Raw genomic sequence first — 23,654 nt, forward strand, 5'->3', positions numbered from 1 at the left:
AAGGGATTTATGAAACACTTACTATCTTACTTCAAATCCTATATCAAGGAATCAATTTTAGCACCCTTGTTCAAGTTACTTGAAGCTGTTTTTGAACTCTTGGTTCCCATGGTGATTGCTGGGATTGTTGACCAATCCTTGCCTCAGAGAGATCAAGGCCATCTCTGGATGCAGATTGGCCTGCTCCTTGTCTTTGCAGTGATTGGTGTTTTAGTGGCCTTGGTAGCTCAGTTTTACTCAGCCAAGGCAGCGGTTGGTTTTGCCAAGGAATTGACAGACGACCTTTATCGTCATATTCTTTCCTTACCCAAGGACAGCAGAGATCGTTTGACAACTTCTAGCTTGGTGACCCGCTTGACTTCGGATACTTACCAGATTCAGACTGGTATCAATCAATTCCTGCGCCTCTTTTTGCGAGCGCCTATTATCGTCTTTGGGGCTATCTTTATGGCCTATCGCATCTCGGCTGAGCTAACTTTCTGGTTTTTAGTTATGGTTGTCATTTTGACGATTGTCATTGTCGGTCTCTCTCGACTGGTCAATCCTCTCTACAGTAGTCTCAGAAAGAAAACGGATCAGCTGGTTCAGGAAACACGCCAGCAATTGCAAGGGATGCGAGTTATTCGTGCTTTTGGTCAAGAAAAACGAGAGTTACAGATTTTTCAAACTCTTAACCAAGTTTATGCTAGATTGCAAGAAAAGACGGGTTTCTGGTCTAGTTTGTTAACACCTCTGACTTATCTGATTGTCAATGGAACCCTTCTCGTCATCATCTGGCAGGGCTATATTTCAATTCAAGGAGGTATACTCAGTCAAGGTGCCCTCATTGCTCTTATCAACTACCTCTTGCAGATTTTGGTGGAATTGGTTAAGCTCGCCATGCTGATCAATTCCCTCAACCAATCCTATATCTCAGCCAAGCGAATTGAGGAAATTTTTACCGAAGCTCCAGAAGATATTTTTTCAGAATTAGAACAAAAACAAGCTACCGGTGATCGGGTTTTGCAAGTCAAAGAATTAACCTTTACCTATCCTGATGCGGCTCAAGCTTCTCTGAGAGACATTTCCTTTGATATGAAGCAAGGGCAAATCCTTGGTATCATCGGGGGAACTGGTTCAGGTAAATCAAGCTTGGTGCAAGTCTTACTTGGACTTTATCCAGTAGACAAGGGGAGCATTGACCTTTATCGAAATGGTCGTAGTCCTCTTAATCTTGAGCAGTGGCGGTCTTGGATTGCCTATGTACCTCAAAAAGTCGAACTCTTTAAAGGAACCATTCGTTCCAACTTGACATTGGGTTTCAATCGAGAAGTATCTGACCAGCAACTCTGGCAGGCCTTGGAGATTGCGCAAGCTAAGGATTTTGTCAGTGAAAAGGAAGGACTTTTGGATGCCCTAGTTGAGGCAGGAGGACGAAATTTCTCAGGTGGACAAAAACAACGTCTGTCTATAGCACGTGCAGTCTTGCGCCAAGCTCCATTTCTCATCCTAGATGATGCGACCTCTGCACTGGACACCATTACCGAGTCCAAGCTTTTGACAGCTATCCGAAAAAATTTGCCAAATACGAGCTTAATCTTGATTTCTCAACGGACTTCGACACTTCAGATTGCTGACCAGATTCTCCTCTTGGAAAAAGGTGAGCTCTTAGCTATCGGCAATCACGAGGAATTGATGAAGTCCAGTCAAGTCTATCGCGAAATCAATGCATCCCAACATGGAAAGGAGGACTAGCATGAAACGACAAACTGCAAACCAGACGCTCAAACGTTTGGCTAAGGATTTAGCAAGCCATCCCTTCCTCCTTTTCCTTGCCTTTCTAGGAACTATTGCCCAAGTTGGCTTATCAATTTACCTACCTATTCTGATTGGGCAGGTCATAGACCAGGTTCTAGTGGCTGGTTCATCACCAGTTTTTTGGCAAATTTTTCTCCAGATGATCTTGGTGGTCATAGGAAATACACTGGTACAATGGGGCAATCCTCTCCTTTATAATCGCCTAATCTTCTCTTATACCAAGGACTTGCGAGAGAGAATCATCCATAAGCTCCATCGTTTACCGATTGCCTTTGTAGATAGGCAAGGTAGTGGGGAGATGGTTAGTCGTGTGACCACAGATATAGAACAGCTGGCAGCCGGCTTAACCATGATTTTCAATCAATTTTTCATTGGTGTTTTGATGATTTTGGTTAGTATTCTAGCCATGCTCCAAATTCACCTTCTCATGACCCTCTTGGTCTTGCTGTTGACGCCACTGTCCATGGTGATTTCACGCTTTATTGCCAAACGTTCCTATCATCTCTTTCAGAAGCAAACAGAGACCAGGGGCATTCAGACTCAGTTGATTGAAGAATCGCTTAGTCAGCAGACTATTATCCAGTCTTTTAATGCTCAAACAGAGTTTATCCAAAGACTGCACGAGGCGAATGCCAACTACGCAGGTTATTCTCAGTCAGCTATCTTTTATTCATCAACTGTCAATCCTTCGACTCGCTTTGTCAATGCGCTCATTTATGCTCTTCTAGCTGGAGTGGGAGCTTATCGTATCATGATGGGGTCCACCTTGACTATCGGACGTTTAGTGACTTTTTTGAACTATGTCCAGCAATACACCAAGCCCTTTAACGATATTTCTTCTGTTTTAGCCGAGTTGCAAAGTGCTCTCGCGTGTGCAGAGCGTGTCTATGCTGTCTTAGAAAGTTCTGAGGTGTCTGAAACAGGCAAGGAAGTCTTGACCAGTGACCAAGTTAAGGGAGCCATTTCCTTTAAGCATGTTTCTTTTGGATACAATCCTGAGAAGATCTTGATTAAGGATTTGTCTATCAATATCCCAGCTGGTAGCAAGGTGGCCATCGTTGGTCCGACAGGTGCCGGAAAATCAACTCTTATCAATCTCCTCATGCGTTTTTATCCTATTAATTCGGAAGATATCTTGCTAGACGGTCGTTCCATTTACGACTATACCCGAGCGTCATTGAGACAGCAGTTTGGGATGGTACTCCAAGAAACCTGGCTCAAGCAAGGAACTATTCATGACAATATTACATTTGGAAATCCTGATGCCAGTCGGGAGCAGGTGATTGCTGCTGCAAAGGCAGCCAATGCAGACTTTTTCATCCAACAGTTGCCACAGGGATACGATACTAAGTTGGAAAATGCAGGAGAATCTCTCTCTGTTGGTCAGGCTCAGCTCTTGACCATCGCCCGAGTCTTTCTAGCTATCCCAAAGATTCTTATCTTAGACGAGGCAACTTCCTCCATCGATACGCGGACAGAAGTGCTAGTACAGGATGCCTTTGCTAAACTCATGAAGGGGCGCACTAGCTTTATCATTGCCCACCGCTTGTCAACCATTCAGGATGCGGATTTGATTCTAGTCTTGGTGGATGGTGACATCGTGGAATACGGCAATCATCAGGAACTCATGGCTAGAAAGGGCAAGTATTACCAAATGCAAAAAGCAGCAGCTTTTAGCTCTGAATAATCCTTTCTATTTTGAAATCTTATGGACAAAAAAAGTTGCCTTCGGGTGACTTTTTTGTTACAATAGCTAGAAAAAATCAGGGTCTTAGAAGGAGAAAAAATGAAAGTCTACCAGCATGTAAATATCGTGACTTGTGACCAAAATTTCCATGTCTATTTGGATGGTCTCTTAGCTGTTGAAGCATCTAAAATCGTCTATGTTGGTCAAGAGAAGCAAGAAATTTTAGAGCAAGCTGAGCAGATTATAGACTATCAGGGAGCCTGGATCATGCCTGGTTTGGTTAATTGCCATACCCATTCTGCTATGACAGGCTTGCGAGGGATTCGGGATGACAGCAATCTCCACGAATGGCTCAAGGACTATATCTGGCCAGCAGAAGCAGGCTTTACTCTTGACATGACTACCAAGGCGGTCAAAGAAGCACTGACGGAGATGCTCCAGTCAGGGACAACAACCTTCAACGATATGTATAATCCCAATGGTGTGGATATTGAGAGAATTTATCAGGCAGTCAAGGCATCTAAGATGCGTTGTTATTTCTCACCGACCCTCTTTTCTTCAGAGGCTGAAACAACAGCTGAGACTATAAGCAGAACACGAGCCATCATAGAGAAAATCTTAGGATATGAAAATCCAAATTTCAAGGTTATGATAGCTCCACATTCTCCCTATAGTTGTAGTAGAGACTTGCTGGAAGCGAGCTTAGATATGGCAAAAGAGCTGGACATTCCAATCCATATCCATGTGGCAGAGACCAAGGAAGAGTCAGGAATTATCCTGAAACGATACGGCAAACGTCCCCTTGCCTTTCTAGAAGAACTGGGTTACTTAGATCATCCGTCTGTTTTTGCTCATGGGGTCGAACTAAACGAGCGAGAAATTGAACACTTGGCAACTTCTCATGTGGCTATCGCCCATAATCCTATTAGTAACCTCAAACTGGCCTCAGGGATCGCTCCAATCATCCAACTGCAAAAAGCAGGAGTAGCAGTCGGAATTGCGACAGACTCCGTTGCTTCCAATAACAATCTAGACATGTTTGAGGAAGGACGGACTGCAGCCCTCCTTCAGAAGATGAAGAGTGGAGATGCCAGTCAATTTCCTATCGAAACAGCCCTCAAAGCTCTGACGATTGAAGGAGCCAAGGTCCTCGGTATGCAAGAACTAATTGGAAGTCTTGAAGTTGGCAAGCAAGCGGATTTTCTGGTCATTCAACCACAAGGGAAAATCCATCTCCAACCACAGGAAAATATGCTCTCTCACCTTGTTTATGCAGTCAAATCCAGTGATGTTGATGATGTCTATATTGCCGGAGAACAAGTTGTTAAGCAAGGTCAAGTCCTGACAGTAGAACTTTAAAAGACAAGAAAAAAGTTTAAAAAAAGTTTGCAAAAATCTTGCATTCTTTTTTTGTCTATGCTATACTTATATACGGTTTGAAAAAACTGCCTAAGACAGTAGGGGAGCTTGACTCATAAGTATCCTACCGAGGACAAAACGTATCATGTAAAAAGAAGCGTATTGTACTTTCGTGTCTAGGTTTGGGCGCGTTTTTCTTTTGGAAAATTTCCCCAAGCAAAATAATTACGGAGGTGAACACACTAATGAGTGAAGCAATTATTGCTAAAAAAGCGGAACTAGTTGACGTAGTAGCTGAAAAAATGAAAGCTGCTGCATCTATCGTCGTTGTTGACGCTCGTGGTTTGACAGTTGAGCAAGATACAGTTCTTCGTCGTGAGCTTCGTGGAAGCGAAGTTGAGTATAAAGTCATTAAAAACTCAATCTTGCGTCGTGCAGCTGAAAAAGCTGGTCTTGAAGATCTTGCATCAGTATTTGTTGGACCATCTGCTGTAGCATTTTCTAACGAAGATGTTATCGCACCAGCGAAAATCTTGAACGATTTTGCTAAAAACGCTGAAGCACTTGAAATCAAAGGTGGTGCAATCGAAGGCGCTGTCGCATCTAAAGAAGAAATCGTTGCTCTTGCAACTCTTCCAAACCGCGAAGGACTTCTTTCTATGCTCCTTTCTGTACTTCAAGCGCCAGTGCGCAACGTTGCTCTTGCAGTCAAAGCGGTTGCAGACAACAAAGAAGACGCAGCTTAATCTTAAGCTACGCAGCGTAGCCTAGCTACGAAAAAAACTATTATAAAATTTAAAACTTATTTGGAGGAAATAACAATGGCATTGAACATTGAAAACATTATTGCTGAAATTAAAGAAGCTTCAATCCTTGAATTGAACGACCTTGTAAAAGCTATCGAAGAAGAATTTGGTGTAACTGCAGCTGCTCCTGTAGCTGTTGCTGCAGCTGGTGCTGCTGACGCTGGTGCTGCTAAAGACTCATTTGACGTTGAGTTGACAGCTGCTGGTGACAAAAAAGTTGGCGTTATCAAAGTTGTACGTGAAATCACAGGTCTTGGACTTAAAGAAGCTAAAGAACTTGTTGATGGTGCACCAGGTGTCATCAAAGAAGGCGTTCCAACTGCAGAAGCAGAAGAAATCAAAGCTAAATTGGAAGAAGCTGGAGCTTCAGTTACTCTTAAATAATAGAGCAACTACATTTGTAGCTTAAAAACGTGATTAAACCGCTATTCTTAGGAGTAGCGGTTTTTCTTTTTGTTCTAGAAGGGGCAAAAAAGGGGCAAACTATTATATAGTTTATCTAGGAGACAAACAACTTTTGAATAATAGGCTTTCCATAAAAAATGATCCAAGTTTTTACTCTTCAGGATTTATTTTCTTTCTAGTATCATCATTCCTATTAACAGTAGAAAAGTAAGTTTTTAATTTGTTTATACTCCGGATATTATAATCTCAATATTAAAGCACTTTATTGAAGGTAATTCTCAAACGGTTTGAGGTAATTTCAATAAAATTTTAAAAGATATTTAAATTTAGTCTTGACCCTGACCTTGGGTAAGGGATTATACTAATAGTAGATAAGAAAGGAGATTACTATGAAAATCAATATGATTCGTTCAGATAAAGTTTATCAAGAGATGTTAGAGCTACCCTTAGAAAAGAGAGAAGGTTGTTTTCGAGCCAAAATATTAGCACCTTTTGCAACAAAATATCAAACGCAACACATTCCTCTGAAAGCGAAGTATCCTGGAGGATTTGATGCCTTGTTCCTGCTTGGCTTTATGAATCAGTTGCCCGCAACTCTCTCAGAAAAGGATAGACCAGCTATCGACGCTCTGAGCTCTGATCAACTCTGGCAGGACTGCCAGGAAACCATCAAGAGGAGTATCGGTCTTTTTAAGCAAGCTGGCTATGATTTAGAGGTTGAGGATTACCATTTTACTATTTTATTGGGCAACCCTGAAAAGGCCATGTTACAGCTCAATAAGGGTTATAGCGGAGATGGTGGAATTCCAGGTTACCTCATGCTTAGTCTGCTACCGAATGACTATACTTTGCCACGTGTGCAAGCGGCACTGGCCCACGAGTGCAATCATAATGTCCGCTTCCAATTTATCAAATGGAACCAGCAGACGACATTAGTAGACTGGGTAGTCAGTGAAGGATTGGCAGAGTCTTTTGCAGCTGAGCTCTATGGCAAAGAGCTCATTGGACCTTGGGTCACTTCAACCAGTCCAGAGCAATTAGAGGAGATTAAGCCCATCATCTCAAGTCAGCTTCAGCTAACAGAGATGGCGGAAATGGCCCCTTATCTCTACGGTGATGAAATCGCGGAGATACAGGGTCAAATTCCAGTTGGTATGCCTTATGCTGCGGGCTATGCTTATGGCTATCATTTGATACAAGCCTATCTGAAAAATACTGGCAAGAGCATTATTGAGGCCACAGTAACACCAACAGAAGAGATTTTAGAGGCGACTGAAGACTTTTGGAAATGACACTTTTGTTTGAAAATTTGCCAGAACATGATATAATGTAGGTGATTTCAGGAGGTGATAGTATGCACTATAAAAGAATTGAATTGAAGGTGACAGATCAAGGAATTCATGAGAGTAAGATTTTTCAAGGTGTTAAGATTTTCAGCCGTAGTAAGTTATCTAAAGATCAGAAAAGCATTCTAACACAGAAGATTTACCTGACACCGAAGCAAAACATCGTTTACTATCAACGGACAGATGTCAACTATGACCAGAACTGGCATCATAATAAGGACTATTACGAACTAGTTTATGGTCAGTTGGACAGAGAGACTGTTTTTAAGGTTTGTCAAGATTTTGACGAACTAAGTCCTTTTCTGGAAAATGAGCTGCTTGAGAAGCTAAAAGAAAAGCAGTTAACAGGCAAATTTTTTGAAAAATTAGATATATAAAAATCCGGCTGCTTTTATAAGCAGTCGGATTTCTTTGAGTTATAGTTTGATAATCTTTCATAATAAAAATAGATCTATTTTTATCATGAGCAGCTAACTTAGTTAAAAGTTTTGGAAACAGTATAGTTGAAATCTATGAAGAATAAGTGTATAATCGAGAAAAATGATTGAGCGCTCACTCAATTATGTAGATGTGTAAAGGAGTTCATACAATGGTTGTTCAAGCAATACAATATAGTCGTTTCGGTGATGAAGAAGTGTTAGATTTAGTGAACATTAAATCTGATTCTTTGAAAGTGAATCAAGTTAGGGTAGAAGTTTATGCAGTTGGTTTAAATCCTATTGATTATAAAACTTTTGAGGGTGCAAAGCCACTTCGTTTTCTATCTTTTATGACGAAACTAAGGAGGCCAAGTCGTTGGTTTGAGTCAAAAGCATCTCTTTTTCCAAGAGGTATTGGTCGGGATTTTGCTGGAGTTATCACAGAAGTTGGTGAAGGAGTAAGTCGGTTTGCAGTAGGGGATAAGGTTTTTGGAACAATGATCAGTGACCCTGGATTAGGCACCAAGAGGGGAGCTTTGGCAACAGAAATTTGTGTCAATGAATCAGAAATTGTGTTGAAGCCAGAGATGATCGACATGACTCACGCAGCTACTATGGGAGTAGCTTCTCTAACTGTGGGTGGGGCTTTTAGAAGAATCGGTTTAAATTCAAGAGATACTGTTGTTATTTCAGCTGCAGCAGGAGGTATTGGAAGTATTGCAGTACAGTATGCAGTTGCTAAGGGGGCGACAGTGATCGGAATAGCAAGTAAGAAAAATGCAGAGTATCTGAAGTCTTTAGGTGCCATACCAGTAAGTTACGAAGAGAATATCAAGAAGGCTCTTCTATCAGCTAGTACAACGCCTATTACAAAATTTTTGGATTGCTATGGATCTGATTATGTTAGATTGGCTTTTAGTTTAGGCTTGAAAGGGACAGCTATTGGGACATTAGTACCTTCACCCTATGTTATGATAAAAGGTGCTCAGTTTACTGGTCCGAGACATTCCACATACGATGATTTTAGAACTTTAGCTGAAATGGTCTCAGACGGGAAGGTTCAGCTGAAAATTGATCAAGTGTATAACTTTTCTCTAAAGTCAGTTAGAGAAGCCTATCGAAGTCTGAAAATGGGACACAGTCGAGGCAAAAAAGTCGTAAAAGTAAGAGATTAGAATAGAGGTGCTAGCGATGGAAAGTTTAGAACAAAAGTATGCTCAGACGTTAGAAGCTAGCAACTTGAGCTTGAAACAACGTCGAGTATTATTATCAAGCTTAAAATTATTCTCAGAAATTGGGTTTGAAAATACAACGTCCAGCCTTATTGCCGAACGAGCTGGAGTGTCAGAAGGAACTGTTTTTAGTTACTTTAAAACAAAGGAAGGTATTTTAGAAGCCATTTTATCTACTTTTCTAGAACAGGTTATTCCAGATGTGATTGCTGATTTTTCTGAGAAGAAATTTACAGCAAACCAAGAGTCTTTTCCGCTATTTTTGAGAAGCATTGTTCGAGATAGACTAGTTTTCATTCAGAAGAATCAAATGCAAGTTAAAATTCTCTTGAGTCGTTCTTTTATTGATAAAACTATTTCTGACCAGTTAGGGAATGTTATTATTCACTCTATCATTAGGCCAATTAGTCCAGTTCTGAATCAGTTTAAAGAAAAAGGTGTTATCCGAGATTGGTCAAATGAAAGAATTGTTCGCTATATTTTAGCTTTGAGTCTTTCTTATGCTCTTCCAATGATGTTGAATAATAATGAGGTCCTAGACATAGATGAAGCAGTAAATGAAATTGTTGAATGCCTGTCTTTTGCCTTAGTAGAAGTAAAATAAATCTTGATTTTAAGCTTACTATTAAAAATAGTGAGCTTTTTTAAAACCAATATAAAAATCCCCAATCAGAGCGATTGAGGATTGAAAAATAAATTGAAACAATACCTTAACTATCATAACCTTGGATACATTTTTAAAAGTTGTTTTAGCTGTGTTGTGGTTCTTGGTCAGGATGTCCTCGAGACGACCAGAGTATACTAATATCTATTCATCTGATAAGAGGGATTTTATCATCCAGATATTCATAGCAGGGTGGCCAGCGGCGTTAGAAAGTGGTTCTTGCAATGCTGTAAAACTATAGTGCTGATAGATGGACACGGCCGTAGCCAGTTTAGTAGAGGTCTCTAGATAAAGCTGTTCATAACCTGCTAGACGGGCTTCCTGGAATATCCGCTTTATCAACCTGCTGGAATAACCTTTGCCACGGCTATTTTTAGTGACATACAGTTTTTGTAATTCAGCAATCTTATCAGACACCAGGTGCAAAGCCACCACAGCCAACCAGCTGACCTTCATCTTCCAGAATAAAGTAAGCTGCTCTCTCTTGCTGTTGATAGTAGTCGGCCAAATGATCTAGATGAGAATCAAAGTAGACAGTTCCTGGTTTGTCAAGCCCGAATTCTTCTAGGCTAGCTCGAATGAGTTGCGCTACAGCTGGATTGTCTCTCACTTCCATCGGCCGTAAGTTCATCATTTGTCCTCCGATAGGATGTATCGACTAATTAAACAATACCTTGTGCAATCATAGCGTTTGCTACATTTTCAAAGGCAGCAATATTAGCTCCTGCAAGGTAGTCAGTACCAAGACCGTATGTTTCAGCAGTTGTTTTAGCTGTGTTGAAGATGTTTGTCATGATGTCTTTGAGGCGGCCGTCAACTTCTTCACGGGTCCATGAGAGGCGAAGGCTGTTTTGGCTCATTTCAAGCGCTGATACAGCTACACCACCAGCGTTAGCAGCTTTGGCAGGTCCGTAAAGGATTCCGTTTTCTTTGTAGACTTTAATCGCATCAAGGTCACTAGGCATGTTAGCACCTTCAGATACACAGATAACGCCTTGAGCAACCAAACGTTTAGCTGCGTCGCCGTTGATTTCGTTTTGAGTCGCACATGGAAGAGCGATGTCGTAGTTTCCAGCGTAAGTCCATACAGAACCTTCATGGTAAGTAGCAGTTGCTTTCTCAGCTGCATACTCAGTCAAACGAGCACGGCGTTTTTCTTTAACATCAACCAAAAGATCAAAGTCAATTCCGTTTTCGTCGATGACATAACCGTTTGAGTCAGATACAGAGATAACAGTAGCGCCAAGTTCAGTCGCTTTTTGAAGAGCATATTGAGCTACGTTACCAGAACCTGAAATTACCACTTTCTTACCAGCAAAACTGTTACCATTAGCTTTGAGCATTTCTTCAGTGTAGTAAACCAATCCATAACCAGTTGCTTCTGGACGAATCAAGCTACCACCAAATCCAAGAGGTTTACCAGTCAAGACACCCGCATCAAATTGGTTAAGACGTTTGTATTGTCCGTAAAGGTAACCAATTTCACGTCCTCCAACACCGATATCACCAGCAGGTACGTCAAGTGATGGTCCGATGTATTTTTGCAATTCAGTCATGAAGCTTTGGCAGAAGCGCATCACTTCAGCATCAGTCTTACCTTTAGGATCGAAGTCTGATCCACCTTTACCTCCACCGATTGGAAGTCCAGTTAAGACGTTTTTAAAGATTTGTTCGAAGCCAAGGAATTTCAAGATCCCTTGGTTTACAGTTGGGTGGAAACGAAGTCCGCCTTTATATGGTCCAACAGCTGAGTTGAATTGAACACGGTAACCACGGTTCACTTGGACTTTACCTTCACGGTCAACCCAAGGAACACGGAAAGAAATCACGCGCTCAGGCTCAGTGATGCGTGCCAAGATGTTTTCTTCGATATACTCGGGATGTTTTTCAAATACAGGTTCCAAAGTGCTGAAGAATTCTTCAACCGCCTGGAGAAATTCAGCCTCATGCCCGTTACGAGCTTTCACAGTTGCAAACACGCTTTGGATATAGTCTTTAGCAGATGTCATATCGTTCTCCTTTTTGTTGTTATATTTTATTACATGAGCCATTATAGCAGAATTTTTTTTGAGTGTAAAGAAAAAAACAGAAATTTTCAAAAAATTCTTTCAATTTACAAAACCGAACGTTTTATATAGAAATTAGTTTCTCAAAGAGAAAATCTTAAAGTATGGTATAATATTAAAAATAAAAGGAATCTGGAGGATTAGAATCATGGTATCAACAAAAACACAAATAGCTGGCTTTGAGTTTGATAATTGCTTGATGAATGCAGCGGGTGTGGCTTGTATGACGGTAGAGGAACTTGAAGGGGTCAAAAACTCAGCGGCGGGTACTTTTGTTACGAAGACTGCGACCTTGGACTTTCGTCAGGGAAATCCTGAACCACGTTACCAGGATGTTCCACTTGGCTCCATCAATTCTATGGGTTTGCCAAATAATGGCTTAGACTATTATTTGGACTATCTTTTGGACTTGCAGGAAAAAGAGCCAAACCGTACTTTCTTTCTATCTTTAGTTGGCATGTCTCCAGAAGAAACACATACCATCTTGAAAAAAGTTCAAGAGAGTGAGTTTAAAGGACTGACAGAGCTTAATCTCTCTTGCCCAAATGTTCCAGGAAAACCTCAGATTGCCTATGATTTTGAGACAACAGACCGGATTTTGTCAGAGGTATTTGCCTACTTTACCAAACCTCTTGGGATCAAATTGCCACCATATTTTGATATTGTTCACTTTGATCAAGCGGCAGCTATTTTCAACAAGTACCCGCTCAAGTTTGTCAACTGTGTTAACTCTATCGGAAACGGCCTTTATATAGAAGACGAGTCGGTCGTGATTCGTCCTAAAAATGGTTTTGGGGGGATTGGTGGAGAGTATATCAAACCAACTGCTCTAGCGAATGTACACGCCTTTTACCAACGTTTAAATCCTCAAATCCAAATCATCGGAACGGGTGGTGTTCTAACGGGTCGTGATGCCTTTGAACATATCCTCTGTGGTGCAAGTATGGTGCAAGTAGGAACGACGCTCCACAAGGAAGGCGTTGGAGCTTTTGAGCGCATTACCAATGAATTGAAAGCTATTATGGTGGAAAAAGGGTATGAGAGCCTAGAAGATTTCCGTGGGAAATTGCGCTATATTGGCTAAATTAAATAGAAAAATCAGAAGAAAGGAGAGAAGATGATAGCCATAGAAGACAGTCAAAAGTTGACTTTATCAAATTTATCTAGCCTGAGCCTATTCACAGGGACAGACCAGGGTCAGTTTGAAGTTATGAAGAGTCAAGTGCTGAAACAGATTGGTTATGATCCCGCTGATCTTAACTTTGCTTACTTTGATATGAAAGAAGTAGCTTATAAAGACTTAGAGTTGGAGCTGGTCAGTCTCCCTTTCTTTGCGGATGAAAAAATCGTGATATTAGACCATTTTGTCGATATCACAACAGCTAAGAAACGCTTTTTAACAGATGATGAGCTCAATTCGTTTGAGGCATACCTTGATAACCCTTCGCCAACAACCAAGTTGTTGATTTTTGCTGAAGGAAAGTTAGATAGTAAAAGACGGCTGGTCAAATTGCTCAAACGAGATGCGACTGTATTTGATGCTATTGAACCCAAGGAACAAGAACTCCGCCAGTATTTCCAAAAATGGAGCCAGACACAAGGTCTGCAGTTTGTGGGACAATCCTTTGAAAATCTACTTATCAAATCTGGTTTCCAATTTAGTGAAATCCAGAAAAATCTCCTTTTTTTACAGTCTTATAAGTCAGATGGCGTGATAGAGGGGAAGGACATTGTCGAGGCTATTCCAAAGACCTTGCAGGACAACATTTTTGATTTGACTCAGTTTATTTTGGGCAAAAAGATCGACCAGGCGCGCGACTTGGTTAGAGACTTGACCTTGCAAGGGGAAGATGAGATCAAGCTCATAGCTGTCATGTTAGGACAGTTTCGAACCTTTACTCAAGTGAAGATTTTATCAGAATCTGGTCAGACGGAATCGCAGATTGCAAGCAGTCTGGGAACTTATTTGGGGCGCAATCCTAATCCTTATCAAATCAAGTTTGCATTGAGAGATTCGAGAGGGATTTCCTTGGCTTTTCTCAAGCGAGCGATATCTTATTTGATTGAAACAGACTACCAGATTAAGACAGGTGTCTATGAAAAAGGGTACCTGTTTGAAAAGGCACTTTTGCAGATCGCGGCAGAGGCAAATTGAGCAAAAAACTTGAAAAAAGAGGATGATTGCGTTATCATTTTCTTATAGAAAGAAAAAGAGGTATTACAGATGGCTATTATCTTACCAGACCTTCCATACGCATATGACGCTTTGGAACCTTACATTGATGCAGAAACAATGCACTTGCATCATGACAAACACCACCAAACTTATGTCAACAATGCAAATGCTGCTCTTGAAAAACACCCTGAAATTGGTGAAGACCTTGAAGCCTTGCTTGCTGATGTAGATTCTATCCCAGCTGATATCCGTCAAGCACTTATCAACAATGGTGGTGGACACTTGAACCACGCTCTTTTCTGGGAATTGATGACTCCTGAAAAGACAGCTCCATCAGCAGAACTTGCAGCAGCAATCGACGCAACATTTGGTTCATTTGAAGAGTTCCAAGCAGCCTTTACAGCAGCAGCTACAACTCGCTTTGGTTCTGGATGGGCGTGGTTGGTAGTCAACAAAGAAGGGAACCTTGAAGTAACTTCAACAGCGAACCAAGACACACCAATTTCAGAAGGTAAAAAACCAATCTTGGGCTTGGACGTTTGGGAACATGCTTACTATGTGAAATACCGCAATGTACGTCCTGACTACATCAAAGCTTTCTTCTCAGTCATTAACTGGAACAAAGTAGATGAGCTTTACGCAGCAGCAAAATAATGAATAGGAAGGGAAGAGTCATTCTTCTCTTTTTTGGTTTATATGGCAGAAGTCTGACAAAATCGTCAGACTTTTTTCATTTTTATGAGAAACGTGCTAACTGCCAGAAATTATGGTAAAATAGAGTGTTAAGTAATCGTGGAAAAGGAAGACTATGCGTAAAGAAATTGCACCTGAATTATACAACTATAACAAGTTTCCTGGCCCAGAATTTCATGTGAATGGGGATAAGGTTGAGACTGAAGGGATTGCTTTTACCTTGGTTGAAAATATCAAGGACGCCTTCGATGTGACAGTCTTTAATCAACGTTTCTCAGAAGTGTTGACCAAGTTTGATTATGTCGTGGGGGACTGGAGCAATGAACAGCTCCGTCTACGTGGCTTTTACAAAGACGACCGAACAGAGGAAAAAAATGAAAAGATTAGTCGGTTACAGGACTATCTTTTGGAGTACTGTAGTTATGGTTGTGCCTATTTTGTCCTAGAAAATCAAGCACCGAAGCGGGCTTCATTTGACAAGAAAATGCGTAAAAAGGAGGAGGAAAATCTTCCTAGAAGAGGCAAGAAACCTTCGCAAAACAAGAGAAAACCAAATGCGGATAAGCGAAATAGGCGTCGTCATAAGGAACAGAAATCTCAGAAAGAGGACAAGGGACAACGCCATTTTGTCATTCGTCAAAAATAGATAGAGAATAAGGAGAAGAGATGAAACCGTCTATTTATAGTTTAACACGTCAAACCATGCAAGAATGGGTATTAGAACAAGGAGAAAAGAAATTCCGAGCAGATCAAATCTGGGAATGGCTTTATCGTAAACGTGTCCAGTCCTTTGAAGAAATGACCAACCTTTCCAAGGATTTGATTGCCAAGCTCAATGACCAGTTTGTGGTCAATCCTTTGAAACAACGGATTGTACAAGAGTCAGCTGACGGTACTGTTAAGTATCTTTTCGAGTTGCCAGATGGCATGTTGATTGAGACAGTACTCATGCGTCAACACTACGGTTTGTCAGTCTGTGTGACCACTCAGGTTGGCTGTAATATTGGTTGTACCTTCTGTGCATCAGGCTTGATCAAGAAGCAACGTGACCTTAATAACGGTGAAATTGTAGCACAGATCATGCTAGTTCAGAAATACTTTGATGAACGTGGTCAGGATGAACGTGTCAGCCATATCGTTGTTATGGGAATTGGTGAACCATTTGATAATTACAACAATGTTTTGAATTTTGTCCGTACCATCAATGATGACAAGGGGATGGCAATCGGTGCTCGTCACATCACGGTTTCAACCTCAGGTTTGGCCCATAAAATTCGTGACTTTGCTAATGAAGGCGTACAGGTCAATCTGGCTGTTTCCCTTCACGCACCAAACAATGAATTGCGTTCAAGCATCATGAAGATTAACCGTGCCTTTCCGATTGAAAAGCTCTTTGCAGCTATTGAGTACTATATCGAAACAACTAATCGCCGTGTGACCTTTGAATACATCATGCTCAATGAAGTCAACGACGGTGTTGAACAAGCCTTGGAGTTGGCTGAATTGCTCAAGAACATCAAGAAATTGTCTTATGTCAACTTGATTCCTTATAACCCAGTTAGTGAACATGACCAATATAGCCGTAGTCCTAAAGAGCGCGTGATGGCCTTCTACGATACCCTCAAGAAAAAAGGGGTCAACTGTGTTGTCCGTCAAGAGCATGGTACAGATATTGATGCAGCTTGTGGACAATTACGCTCCAATACAATGAAACGTGACCGCCAGAAGGCAGTCGCAGCGGTAAATCCATAAAATGACTAAAAAAAGAGAATTAATCTTAAGATTGGGAGTGGCTATTTACAGTCTTTGCATTGTCTGTTTTTGCTTCACTCCCCAGCCTCAACTTCCTACAGGAGTGGAAACTCCAGGTATTCAAACTTTTGGACGCCTGGTTTTTCTTTTAACTCCCTTAAACTCCCTTTGGAATCTGGGTGAAGTAACCAGTTTGGGACAAGTCCTTTGGATCTTTTTGCAGAACATTTTAAATGTCTTCTTGCTTTTTCCACTAGTCTTTCAACTCATTTATCTCTGTCCAAATTTACGACAAACGAAAAAAATCATCCTTCTAAGTTTTCTACTGAGTCTAGGAATTGAGTGCACGCAACTAGTTTTAGATTTTTTATTCGACTTTAATCGGGTCTTTGAGATTGATGATTTGTGGACCAATACCCTGGGAGGTTATCTGGCTTGGCTCCTCTATAAAGGACTGCATAAAAACAAGATAAGGAATTAGAATGAGTATTTTAGAAGTTAAAAATTTAAGTCACGGTTTTGGTGACCGTGCAATTTTTGAAGATGTGTCTTTCCGTCTCCTCAAGGGAGAACATATCGGTCTAGTCGGTGCCAATGGTGAAGGAAAATCTACCTTTATGAGCATCGTGACTGGTAAGATGTTACCAGATGAAGGGAAGGTAGAGTGGTCTAAGTATGTGACTGCTGGCTACCTGGATCAGCATGCTGTGCTAAAGGAAGGTCAAACTGTGCGTGATGTCTTGCGGACGGCCTTTGATGAGCTATTTAAAGCAGAAGCTCGTATCAATGAGCTCTATATGGAAATGGCAGAAGAGGGCGCAGATATCGATGCGCTAATGGAAGAAGTTGGTGAACTCCAAGATCGTTTGGAGAGTCGAGATTTCTATACTTTAGATGCTAAGATTGATGAAGTAGCGCGTGCTCTCGGTGTCATGGACTATGGCATGGATACAGATGTAACAGCCTTATCAGGTGGACAAAGAACCAAGGTGCTTTTGGCCAAACTCCTCCTTGAAAAACCAGATATCTTGCTTTTGGACGAACCAACCAACTACTTGGATGCTGATCATATTGACTGGCTCAAGCGTTATCTCCAAAACTATGAGAATGCCTTTGTCCTTATTTCGCACGATATTCCTTTCCTCAACGATGTAATCAATATTGTCTATCACGTTGAAAATCAACAGTTGACGCGTTACTCTGGTGACTACTACCAGTTCCAAGAAGTCTATGCCATGAAGAAATCTCAGTTGGAAGCGGCCTATGAACGTCAGCAGAAAGAGATAGCGGACCTCAAGGACTTTGTTGCTCGAAACAAAGCGCGTGTTGCAACTCGTAATATGGCCATGTCCCGTCAAAAGAAACTGGATAAGATGGATATTATCGAACTTCAAAGCGAGAAACCAAAGCCATCCTTTGATTTCAAACCAGCTCGTACACCAGGGCGCTTTATCTTCCAAGCCAAGGACTTGCAGATTGGTTATGACCGTCCTCTTACCAAGCCCTTAAACCTCACCTTTGAACGCAATCAAAAGGTTGCCATTATTGGGGCAAATGGTATCGGGAAAACAACTCTCTTGAAGTCTCTCTTGGGCATTATTTCGCCAATCGCTGGGGAAGTTGAACGCGGTGACTACCTAGAACTTGGTTACTTTGAACAGGAAGTAGAAGGTGGAAATCGTCAAACACCTCTTGAAGCTGTCTGGAATGCCTTTCCTGCCCTTAATCAAGCAGAGGTCCGTGCAGCCCTTGCCCGTTGTGGTTTGACAACTAAGCATATCGAAAGCCAAATTCAGGTTTTGTCGGGTGGAGAACAGGCCAAGGTGCGTTTCTGTCTCTTAATGAACCGTGAAAACAACGTTTTAGTACTTGACGAGCCGACCAACCACCTAGATGTGGATGCTAAGGACGAACTCAAACGGGCGCTTAAAGAATACAAGGGAAGCATTCTTATGGTCTGCCACGAACCAGACTTTTATGAAGGCTGGATGGACCAAATATGGGACTTTAACAAGCTAACTTAAAAATGAGGGAAAAAGAAATACAGTATCGAATGCGGATACTGTATTTTTAGGTTATTTAGGATTTAAAATCATAATCCTTCACTACTTCGATGCTATCGATAGTAATAGCAGACGTTGGTTTGTCTTTTTCATCTTTTTCAGCCTTGGCAATCTTGTCGACAACATCCATGCCATCGATGACTTGACCAAATACAGGATGTTTGCCATCTAGGCTAGGATTTCCCCCCTCTTTATAAGCTTCGATGATTTTCTTTGGATACTTGCTAGTAGGGAGTTTCGCAGAAATATCTGTTGAGTTTTGGTTGATGAAGAACTGGCTACCGTTGGTGTTTGGTTGACCAGTGTTAGCCATAGCAAGGGCTCCGCGGATATTGTATAGGTAGGGAGAAATTTCGTTTTTGAAACCAGTTCCCTTATCCTTCGTTTTATCCTTATCATGCCAGATGGATTGGCCACCTGTACCATCTCCCTTAGGATCTCCAGTTTGGACCATAAAGCCATCGATAACACGGTGGAAGGTGATGCCGTTATAGTAGCCATCCTTAGCGTGAGTAAGGAAGTTTTCAACTGCTAATGGTGCTAATTTTGGAAAGAGTTTGATGCGTACATCGCCTTGATTTGTATGGAGAATGACCTCAGCTTCATCTTCGGCAACTTCTTTAGAAAGTTGAGGGAAGTTGGCATTTTCATTTGTTAAAGCATCATTCAAATCTTTGGTAGCCTGAGCAGCTGCTTTTGAGCTTTCTTCAGCTGAGATACTAGAGTCGACATAGTCATCACCACGGAGACCACGTTGGATACTAGTACATCCAGCAAGGGCAATAGATGATAGTAAAAGAAGAGTTGCTAGTTTTTTCATTGTTTTCCTCTCAAAAATTCATTTCTATCATTGTACCCTAAAAGGGAGGTGATTTCAAATGTTAATGATTTTACTAAAAATTTCAAGTAGTTAAAAAAATAAAACTCTGTCAAGTTTTTTTCTTGACACCTGTCAGAAATCTGCTATAATAGAACATGTGTTAAATAGCTCAGCTATTTCACCGAAATAAAAAATAAGAAAAGAGACATTAAAAAATGGCAGTTAAAATCCGTTTGACTCGTATGGGTTCTAAGAAAAAACCTTTCTACCGTATCAACGTAGCAGACTCACGTTCACCACGTGACGGACGTTTCATCGAAACAGTTGGAACTTACAACCCACTTGTTGCTGAAAACCAAGTGACTTTGAAAGAAGACCGCGTTCTTGCATGGTTGGCTGATGGAGCTCAACCTTCAGATACAGTACGCAACATTCTTTCAAAAGAAGGCGTATTGAAAAAATTCCACGATTCTAAATTCTCAAAATAAGTTTAAAGTAGGTTGACAGATGGATACGATTGAAAATCTCATTATTGCGATTGTGAAACCCTTGATTTCACAACCAGATGCCTTAACTATCAAGATTGAAGATACACCTGAATTTTTGGAATATCATTTGGATCTTGATCAAAGCGACGTTGGTCGTGTTATCGGTCGTAAGGGTCGCACTATCTCAGCGATAAGAACGATTGTCTACTCTGTCCCAACTGAAGACAAAAAAGTAAGAATCGTTATCGATGAAAAATAAAAAAGCGGGACAGATGTCTCGCTTTTTTTTTGGAGAGCAGAAGATGAAAGATTTAACGTTTAGACAATTACAAGCCTACTTACTCGAACATTACCAGCAGTCTCGAACTGAGGAAGGCCTCTTTATCAAGCTAGTGGAGGAAGTCGGAGAAGTAGCCGAGGTCTTGAATGGGCGCTCTGGTCGAAAAGAGGGTGTCCAAGACTCAAATGAGGAACTAGCCAAAGAACTGGCTGATATTATTCACTACACGGTTGCAATCGCGGCTATCAACGATATTGACCTAACCAAAACTATCTTTGATAAAGATAAAAAAGCTGCCATTAAGTACCAGCATGAACGAGATTTGGAAAGTTTTTTGGAGGGAGATTTGAGAAATAATGGACACTGACTATTTTTTAAAAATAGACTGGGCGATGTATATCGATTGGTTATTGCGAATTATACAGATTTCGACTTTTATCGGTGTAATTTTAAAAATTAGTTTCCAGAATAAGGCCTATATTAATAATATCGAAATTCAGACAATTAAACCAATCGAATTTGATTCCTTACATACGCGATTTCATCATATTTATGAGTTTAAACATAATAAAAATAATAAACATTATAATCATTTGATTTTTTATCCAAAAGAAGTTGATATTGAAATTGTAGAATTTTATTCTTTAATCTATGATTCAAAAAGTAATAGTTTAGTCGTTCAAGATAAAATACATACAGTTAAAAATTTAAAAAATTATACATGCCTATTGATTCATACAAATTTACCTGAGACTATACCTAGTTTAAGAATGAAATGGAAGACAAGTCAAGGTCAAATTGGGGAGTATACATTTTATAGTAATATGTATAACGGGAATATAAATATTTCTTCTTTCAAATATAAATTAACATTAAAGAGGAAACTACTAGCAATTTTGGGATTATAGCTGATTTTCTCCAACTTGTGAAAATCCCTGGAACGTGATAAAATAAAGGATAGAAATAGATACAGGAGACAAGATGAACTACTTTAATGTTGGAAAAATCGTTAATACGCAGGGGCTACAGGGTGAGATGAGAGTCTTGTCTGTGACGGATTTTGCTGAGGAACGTTTTAAAAAAGGGGCAGAACTGGCTTTATTTGATGAAAAAGATCAGTTTGTTCAAACAGTGACCATCGCTAGCCACCGTAAACAGAAGAACTTTGACATTATCAAATTCAAAGACATGTACCATATCAATGCGATTGAAAAATACAAGGGTTACAGTCTCAAGGTTGCTGAAGAAGACCTAAATGACTTAGACGATGGAGAATTCTACTATCACGAGATTATCGGTTTGGAAGTTTACGAGGGAGACAACCTGATTGGAACTATCAAGGAGATTCTACAACCAGGTGCCAATGATGTCTGGGTGGTCAAGAGAAAAGGAAAACGCGACCTACTCTTGCCTTACATTCCGCCAGTAGTTCTTAATGTTGATATTCCAAATAAACGGGTCGATGTGGACATCTTAGAAGGATTAGACGATGAAGATTGATATTTTGACCCTCTTTCCTGAGATGTTTTCTCCACTGGAACACTCGATTGTTGGAAAGGCTCGAGAAAAGGGGCTCTTGGATATCCAGTACCATAATTTCAGAGAATACGCTGAAAAAGCCCGTCATGTTGACGATGAGCCTTACGGAGGTGGTCAGGGGATGTTGCTCCGTGCCCAACCTATTTTCGATGCCTTTGATGCCATTGAAAAGAAAAATCCCCGCGTCATTCTTCTCGATCCTGCTGGGAAACAGTTCGATCAAGCGTACGCTGAGGATTTGGCCAAAGAAGAGGAACTGATCTTTATCTGCGGTCACTATGAAGGGTATGACGAGCGCATCAAGACCTTGGTAACGGATGAGATTTCCTTAGGAGATTATGTCCTGACTGGTGGGGAATTGGCAGCTATGACCATGATTGATGCTACGGTTCGCTTGATTCCTGAAGTGATTGGCAAGGAATCTAGTCACCAAGACGATAGTTTTTCTTCGGGATTGCTCGAATATCCTCAATACACACGTCCTTATGACTATCGAGGCATGGTAGTACCAGATGTACTCATGAGTGGCCATCATGAGAAGATTCGCCAGTGGCGGCTTTATGAGAGCTTAAAGAAAACCTACGAGCGCAGACCTGACTTGCTAGAAAACTACCAACTGACAGCAGAAGAAGAAAAGATGCTGGCAGAAATCAAAGAAAACAAAGAATAAAGGAGAACCTTATGCAAGTAATCAAACGTAACGGAGAAGTTGCCGACTTTGATCCAGATAAAATTTACCAAGCTGTCCTAAAAGCGGCTCAGACAGTTTATGTTTTGACAGACGATTTACGTCAAAACCTAGCTCAAGTCACTAAAAAAGTAGTCTTGGACTTAGAAGAAGCAAAAGTAGAACGTGCGACTATCAGTATGATTCAATCAATGGTTGAAAATCGTTTGCTGGGAGCAGGTTACATCACCATTGCAGAGCACTATATCTCTTATCGCTTGCAACGTGATTTGGAGAGAAGTGGGTACGGTGACCACATCGCAGTTCACCTTCATTTTGAACAAATCCGTTAAGAAAAAGAGTGGGATGCAATGAACATCTCACTCTTTCTTAAATAGACTTTTCTGTGCCTTTTCTACTGTAGAAGGGACAAAACGGATTCTCCTGATGTCACCAATCCGAATAATACGTGTCACATTTCTAGTGAAATTTTTGACAATAATCTGCTTACGGCTGGTATCATATTTGACAATATCACCCGTAAAACTCGTCTCAGCAAGTATCACATGAACAGCCGCCTTTTTCTGGATGGCTTGTTCAATTTTGCTAATAAGGGAGTCGTTTTCAGAATAATCTCGTTCATCATGTCCACTGAGAAAGTCTTGTATCTTATCTAAGACATGCTTGAATGTATATCTCATAGGCTTCTCCCCTCTTATATAACCATATTATATAAAATTTTCCTAAAATCTACAAGATTTTACGAATAGACTATAGAAAGCATATCACGTAAAGGAGTTAAAATGGCAGAATTTACATTTGAAATCGAAGAACACTTACTGACCTTGTCTGAAAATGAGAAAGGATGGACCAAGGAATTAAACCGAGTCAGCTTTAATGGAGCACCAGCAAAGTTTGATATTCGTTCTTGGAGCCCTGATCATACCAAGATGGGAAAAGGAATCACTCTTTCAAATGAAGAATTTCAGGTAATGGTCGATGCCTTTAAAGGCAATTAGTAAAAGGATGTTGAGTTTTGGACTCAATATCCTTTTTATTGTTCACCAGAGATAAATAAAATTTGCTATTTTAAGATCAAGAAACCAAAAAATATATGCATTAAATAAATTGTTTGATAAATAAAAATAAACAGGCAAAATACTTGACCCTGAGAGGATACATAGTATAATAGACAATGGTCATATTTTGCTATATTTCCATTCTGACTAAGAGTAGTAATACTTCTGCTGAATATTGAATTGAATACATTGTTTTGACATTGCAAATGATCTAGCCATTTACCTAAAGAATTGTTAAATGTAGTAAGCATGTAAGAGATAATATCGTTGAAAGGGGTGTTACTTATTGACGGGAAATGGTGTATGGATCAGTTCA

General features: G+C 40.5%; 27 protein-coding genes, 1 pseudogene and 1 other annotated feature. Of the genes and pseudogenes, 24 read left to right on the top strand and 4 right to left on the bottom strand.

The genetic code is table 11. The features are described 5' to 3' along the window. Positions 1–9 precede the first annotated feature (9 nt). The 9 genes from E2R31_RS08470 (at position 10) to E2R31_RS08515 (ending at position 9,655) form a co-directional block, all read left to right on the top strand. Entirely contained in the window at positions 10–1,734 is a 1,725-nt protein-coding gene (locus tag E2R31_RS08470; protein ID WP_132973959.1) for an ABC transporter ATP-binding protein, read from the top strand. Between the two features lies 1 nt (position 1,735). Further along, positions 1,736–3,484 carry an ABC transporter ATP-binding protein gene (locus tag E2R31_RS08475; protein ID WP_132973961.1) on the top strand — a complete coding sequence of 583 codons (1,749 nt, stop codon included), beginning with the start codon at positions 1,736–1,738 and terminating at the stop codon, positions 3,482–3,484. A 99-nt stretch (positions 3,485–3,583) separates the two neighbouring features. Further along, positions 3,584–4,843, top strand: coding sequence for a TRZ/ATZ family protein (locus tag E2R31_RS08480; RefSeq protein ID WP_132973963.1), 1,260 nt, complete (start codon positions 3,584–3,586; stop codon positions 4,841–4,843). Positions 4,844–4,914: 71 nt separating this feature from the next. Further along, positions 4,915–5,050: a sequence feature (ribosomal protein L10 leader region), on the top strand. Positions 5,051–5,088: 38 nt separating this feature from the next. Then, positions 5,089–5,589: a 50S ribosomal protein L10 gene (rplJ, locus tag E2R31_RS08490; RefSeq protein ID WP_001287274.1), complete on the top strand. Its 501-nt coding sequence runs from the start codon at positions 5,089–5,091 to the stop codon at positions 5,587–5,589. Between the two features lie 75 nt (positions 5,590–5,664). Next, positions 5,665–6,033, top strand: coding sequence for a 50S ribosomal protein L7/L12 (gene rplL, locus E2R31_RS08495; RefSeq protein WP_001196964.1), 369 nt, complete (start codon positions 5,665–5,667; stop codon positions 6,031–6,033). Positions 6,034–6,443: 410 nt separating this feature from the next. Then, complete coding sequence (locus E2R31_RS08500; protein WP_132973965.1) at positions 6,444–7,346, top strand: DUF2268 domain-containing putative Zn-dependent protease; 903 nt, start codon at positions 6,444–6,446, stop codon at positions 7,344–7,346. Positions 7,347–7,408: 62 nt separating this feature from the next. Continuing rightward, positions 7,409–7,777: an EXLDI protein gene (locus tag E2R31_RS08505; protein ID WP_132973967.1), complete on the top strand. Its 369-nt coding sequence runs from the start codon at positions 7,409–7,411 to the stop codon at positions 7,775–7,777. 212 nt (positions 7,778–7,989) lie between these two features. After that, positions 7,990–8,994, top strand: coding sequence for an NADP-dependent oxidoreductase (locus E2R31_RS08510; RefSeq protein WP_084948790.1), 1,005 nt, complete (start codon positions 7,990–7,992; stop codon positions 8,992–8,994). Positions 8,995–9,010: 16 nt separating this feature from the next. After that, positions 9,011–9,655 carry a TetR/AcrR family transcriptional regulator gene (locus tag E2R31_RS08515; RefSeq protein WP_084948788.1) on the top strand — a complete coding sequence of 215 codons (645 nt, stop codon included), beginning with the start codon at positions 9,011–9,013 and terminating at the stop codon, positions 9,653–9,655. 204 nt (positions 9,656–9,859) lie between these two features. Here E2R31_RS08515 and E2R31_RS08520 read toward each other — a convergent pair. Both E2R31_RS08520 and gdhA read right to left on the bottom strand, forming a co-directional pair. Next, a pseudogene (locus E2R31_RS08520) lies at positions 9,860–10,346 on the bottom strand (GNAT family N-acetyltransferase). A 31-nt stretch (positions 10,347–10,377) separates the two neighbouring features. Continuing rightward, the gene (gene gdhA, locus E2R31_RS08525; protein WP_000199519.1) at positions 10,378–11,724 is read right to left on the bottom strand and encodes an NADP-specific glutamate dehydrogenase; all 1,347 of its coding nucleotides are present in this window, start codon (positions 11,722–11,724) and stop codon (positions 10,378–10,380) included. 205 nt (positions 11,725–11,929) lie between these two features. Here gdhA and E2R31_RS08530 point away from each other — a divergent pair, with 205 nt between their 5' ends. The 7 genes from E2R31_RS08530 (at position 11,930) to E2R31_RS08560 (ending at position 18,426) form a co-directional block, all read left to right on the top strand. After that, positions 11,930–12,865, top strand: a complete 936-nt coding sequence (locus E2R31_RS08530) for a dihydroorotate oxidase (RefSeq protein WP_084948787.1) — start codon at positions 11,930–11,932, stop codon at positions 12,863–12,865. A 33-nt stretch (positions 12,866–12,898) separates the two neighbouring features. After that, a complete protein-coding gene (gene holA / locus E2R31_RS08535; protein ID WP_132973969.1) occupies positions 12,899–13,936 on the top strand; it encodes a DNA polymerase III subunit delta in 1,038 nt (345 codons plus the stop codon). A 69-nt stretch (positions 13,937–14,005) separates the two neighbouring features. Beyond that, a complete protein-coding gene (sodA, locus tag E2R31_RS08540) occupies positions 14,006–14,611 on the top strand; it encodes a superoxide dismutase SodA (protein ID WP_132973970.1) in 606 nt (201 codons plus the stop codon). 154 nt (positions 14,612–14,765) lie between these two features. After that, positions 14,766–15,296, top strand: a complete 531-nt coding sequence (locus E2R31_RS08545; protein WP_049550365.1) for a YutD family protein — start codon at positions 14,766–14,768, stop codon at positions 15,294–15,296. A gap of 20 nt (positions 15,297–15,316) precedes the next feature. Beyond that, the gene (rlmN, locus tag E2R31_RS08550; RefSeq protein ID WP_000804762.1) at positions 15,317–16,402 is read left to right on the top strand and encodes a dual-specificity RNA methyltransferase RlmN; all 1,086 of its coding nucleotides are present in this window, start codon (positions 15,317–15,319) and stop codon (positions 16,400–16,402) included. A 1-nt stretch (position 16,403) separates the two neighbouring features. Beyond that, the gene (locus E2R31_RS08555) at positions 16,404–16,883 is read left to right on the top strand and encodes a VanZ family protein (protein WP_132973972.1); all 480 of its coding nucleotides are present in this window, start codon (positions 16,404–16,406) and stop codon (positions 16,881–16,883) included. 1 nt (position 16,884) lies between these two features. Beyond that, positions 16,885–18,426, top strand: a complete 1,542-nt coding sequence (locus E2R31_RS08560; protein WP_132973976.1) for an ABC-F family ATP-binding cassette domain-containing protein — start codon at positions 16,885–16,887, stop codon at positions 18,424–18,426. 55 nt (positions 18,427–18,481) lie between these two features. Here E2R31_RS08560 and E2R31_RS08565 read toward each other — a convergent pair whose 3' ends face one another. After that, a complete protein-coding gene (locus E2R31_RS08565) occupies positions 18,482–19,285 on the bottom strand; it encodes a peptidylprolyl isomerase (RefSeq protein WP_084948778.1) in 804 nt (267 codons plus the stop codon). A gap of 215 nt (positions 19,286–19,500) precedes the next feature. On the opposite strand from E2R31_RS08565, the gene rpsP reads away from it, so the two are divergent. The 7 genes from rpsP to E2R31_RS08600 all read left to right on the top strand — a co-directional run bounded on the left by rpsP (position 19,501) and on the right by E2R31_RS08600 (position 22,612). Further along, positions 19,501–19,773, top strand: a complete 273-nt coding sequence (gene rpsP, locus E2R31_RS08570; RefSeq protein WP_000268760.1) for a 30S ribosomal protein S16 — start codon at positions 19,501–19,503, stop codon at positions 19,771–19,773. A 19-nt stretch (positions 19,774–19,792) separates the two neighbouring features. Further along, positions 19,793–20,032: an RNA-binding protein KphA gene (kphA, locus tag E2R31_RS08575; RefSeq protein ID WP_000379617.1), complete on the top strand. Its 240-nt coding sequence runs from the start codon at positions 19,793–19,795 to the stop codon at positions 20,030–20,032. A 43-nt stretch (positions 20,033–20,075) separates the two neighbouring features. Further along, entirely contained in the window at positions 20,076–20,420 is a 345-nt protein-coding gene (locus E2R31_RS08580; RefSeq protein ID WP_084948776.1) for a MazG nucleotide pyrophosphohydrolase domain-containing protein, read from the top strand. After that, complete coding sequence (locus E2R31_RS08585) at positions 20,410–20,961, top strand: hypothetical protein (RefSeq protein WP_084948775.1); 552 nt, start codon at positions 20,410–20,412, stop codon at positions 20,959–20,961. Before E2R31_RS08580 ends, E2R31_RS08585 begins: the two co-directional genes overlap by 11 nt. Positions 20,962–21,034: 73 nt before the next feature. Next, positions 21,035–21,553 (top strand): ribosome maturation factor RimM, encoded by a 519-nt coding sequence (gene rimM / locus E2R31_RS08590; protein ID WP_084948773.1) that lies wholly within the window; start codon positions 21,035–21,037, stop codon positions 21,551–21,553. Then, complete coding sequence (gene trmD, locus E2R31_RS08595; protein WP_033585994.1) at positions 21,543–22,262, top strand: tRNA (guanosine(37)-N1)-methyltransferase TrmD; 720 nt, start codon at positions 21,543–21,545, stop codon at positions 22,260–22,262. Before rimM ends, trmD begins: the two co-directional genes overlap by 11 nt. Before the next feature lie 11 nt (positions 22,263–22,273). Continuing rightward, positions 22,274–22,612, top strand: a complete 339-nt coding sequence (locus E2R31_RS08600) for an ATP cone domain-containing protein (protein WP_001196053.1) — start codon at positions 22,274–22,276, stop codon at positions 22,610–22,612. Between the two features lie 27 nt (positions 22,613–22,639). Here the strand turns inward: E2R31_RS08600 and E2R31_RS08605 are convergent, their stop codons facing one another. Then, on the bottom strand, positions 22,640–22,960 hold the full coding sequence (locus E2R31_RS08605; RefSeq protein WP_084948772.1) for a hypothetical protein: 321 nt from the start codon (positions 22,958–22,960) through the stop codon (positions 22,640–22,642). Positions 22,961–23,062: 102 nt separating this feature from the next. On the opposite strand from E2R31_RS08605, the gene E2R31_RS08610 reads away from it, so the two are divergent. After that, positions 23,063–23,278, top strand: coding sequence for a YdbC family protein (locus tag E2R31_RS08610; protein ID WP_084948770.1), 216 nt, complete (start codon positions 23,063–23,065; stop codon positions 23,276–23,278). Positions 23,279–23,654: the final 376 nt, after the last annotated feature.

It is taken from the genome of Streptococcus downii (assembly GCF_004353325.1).
GTDB lineage: Bacteria > Bacillota > Bacilli > Lactobacillales > Streptococcaceae > Streptococcus > Streptococcus downii.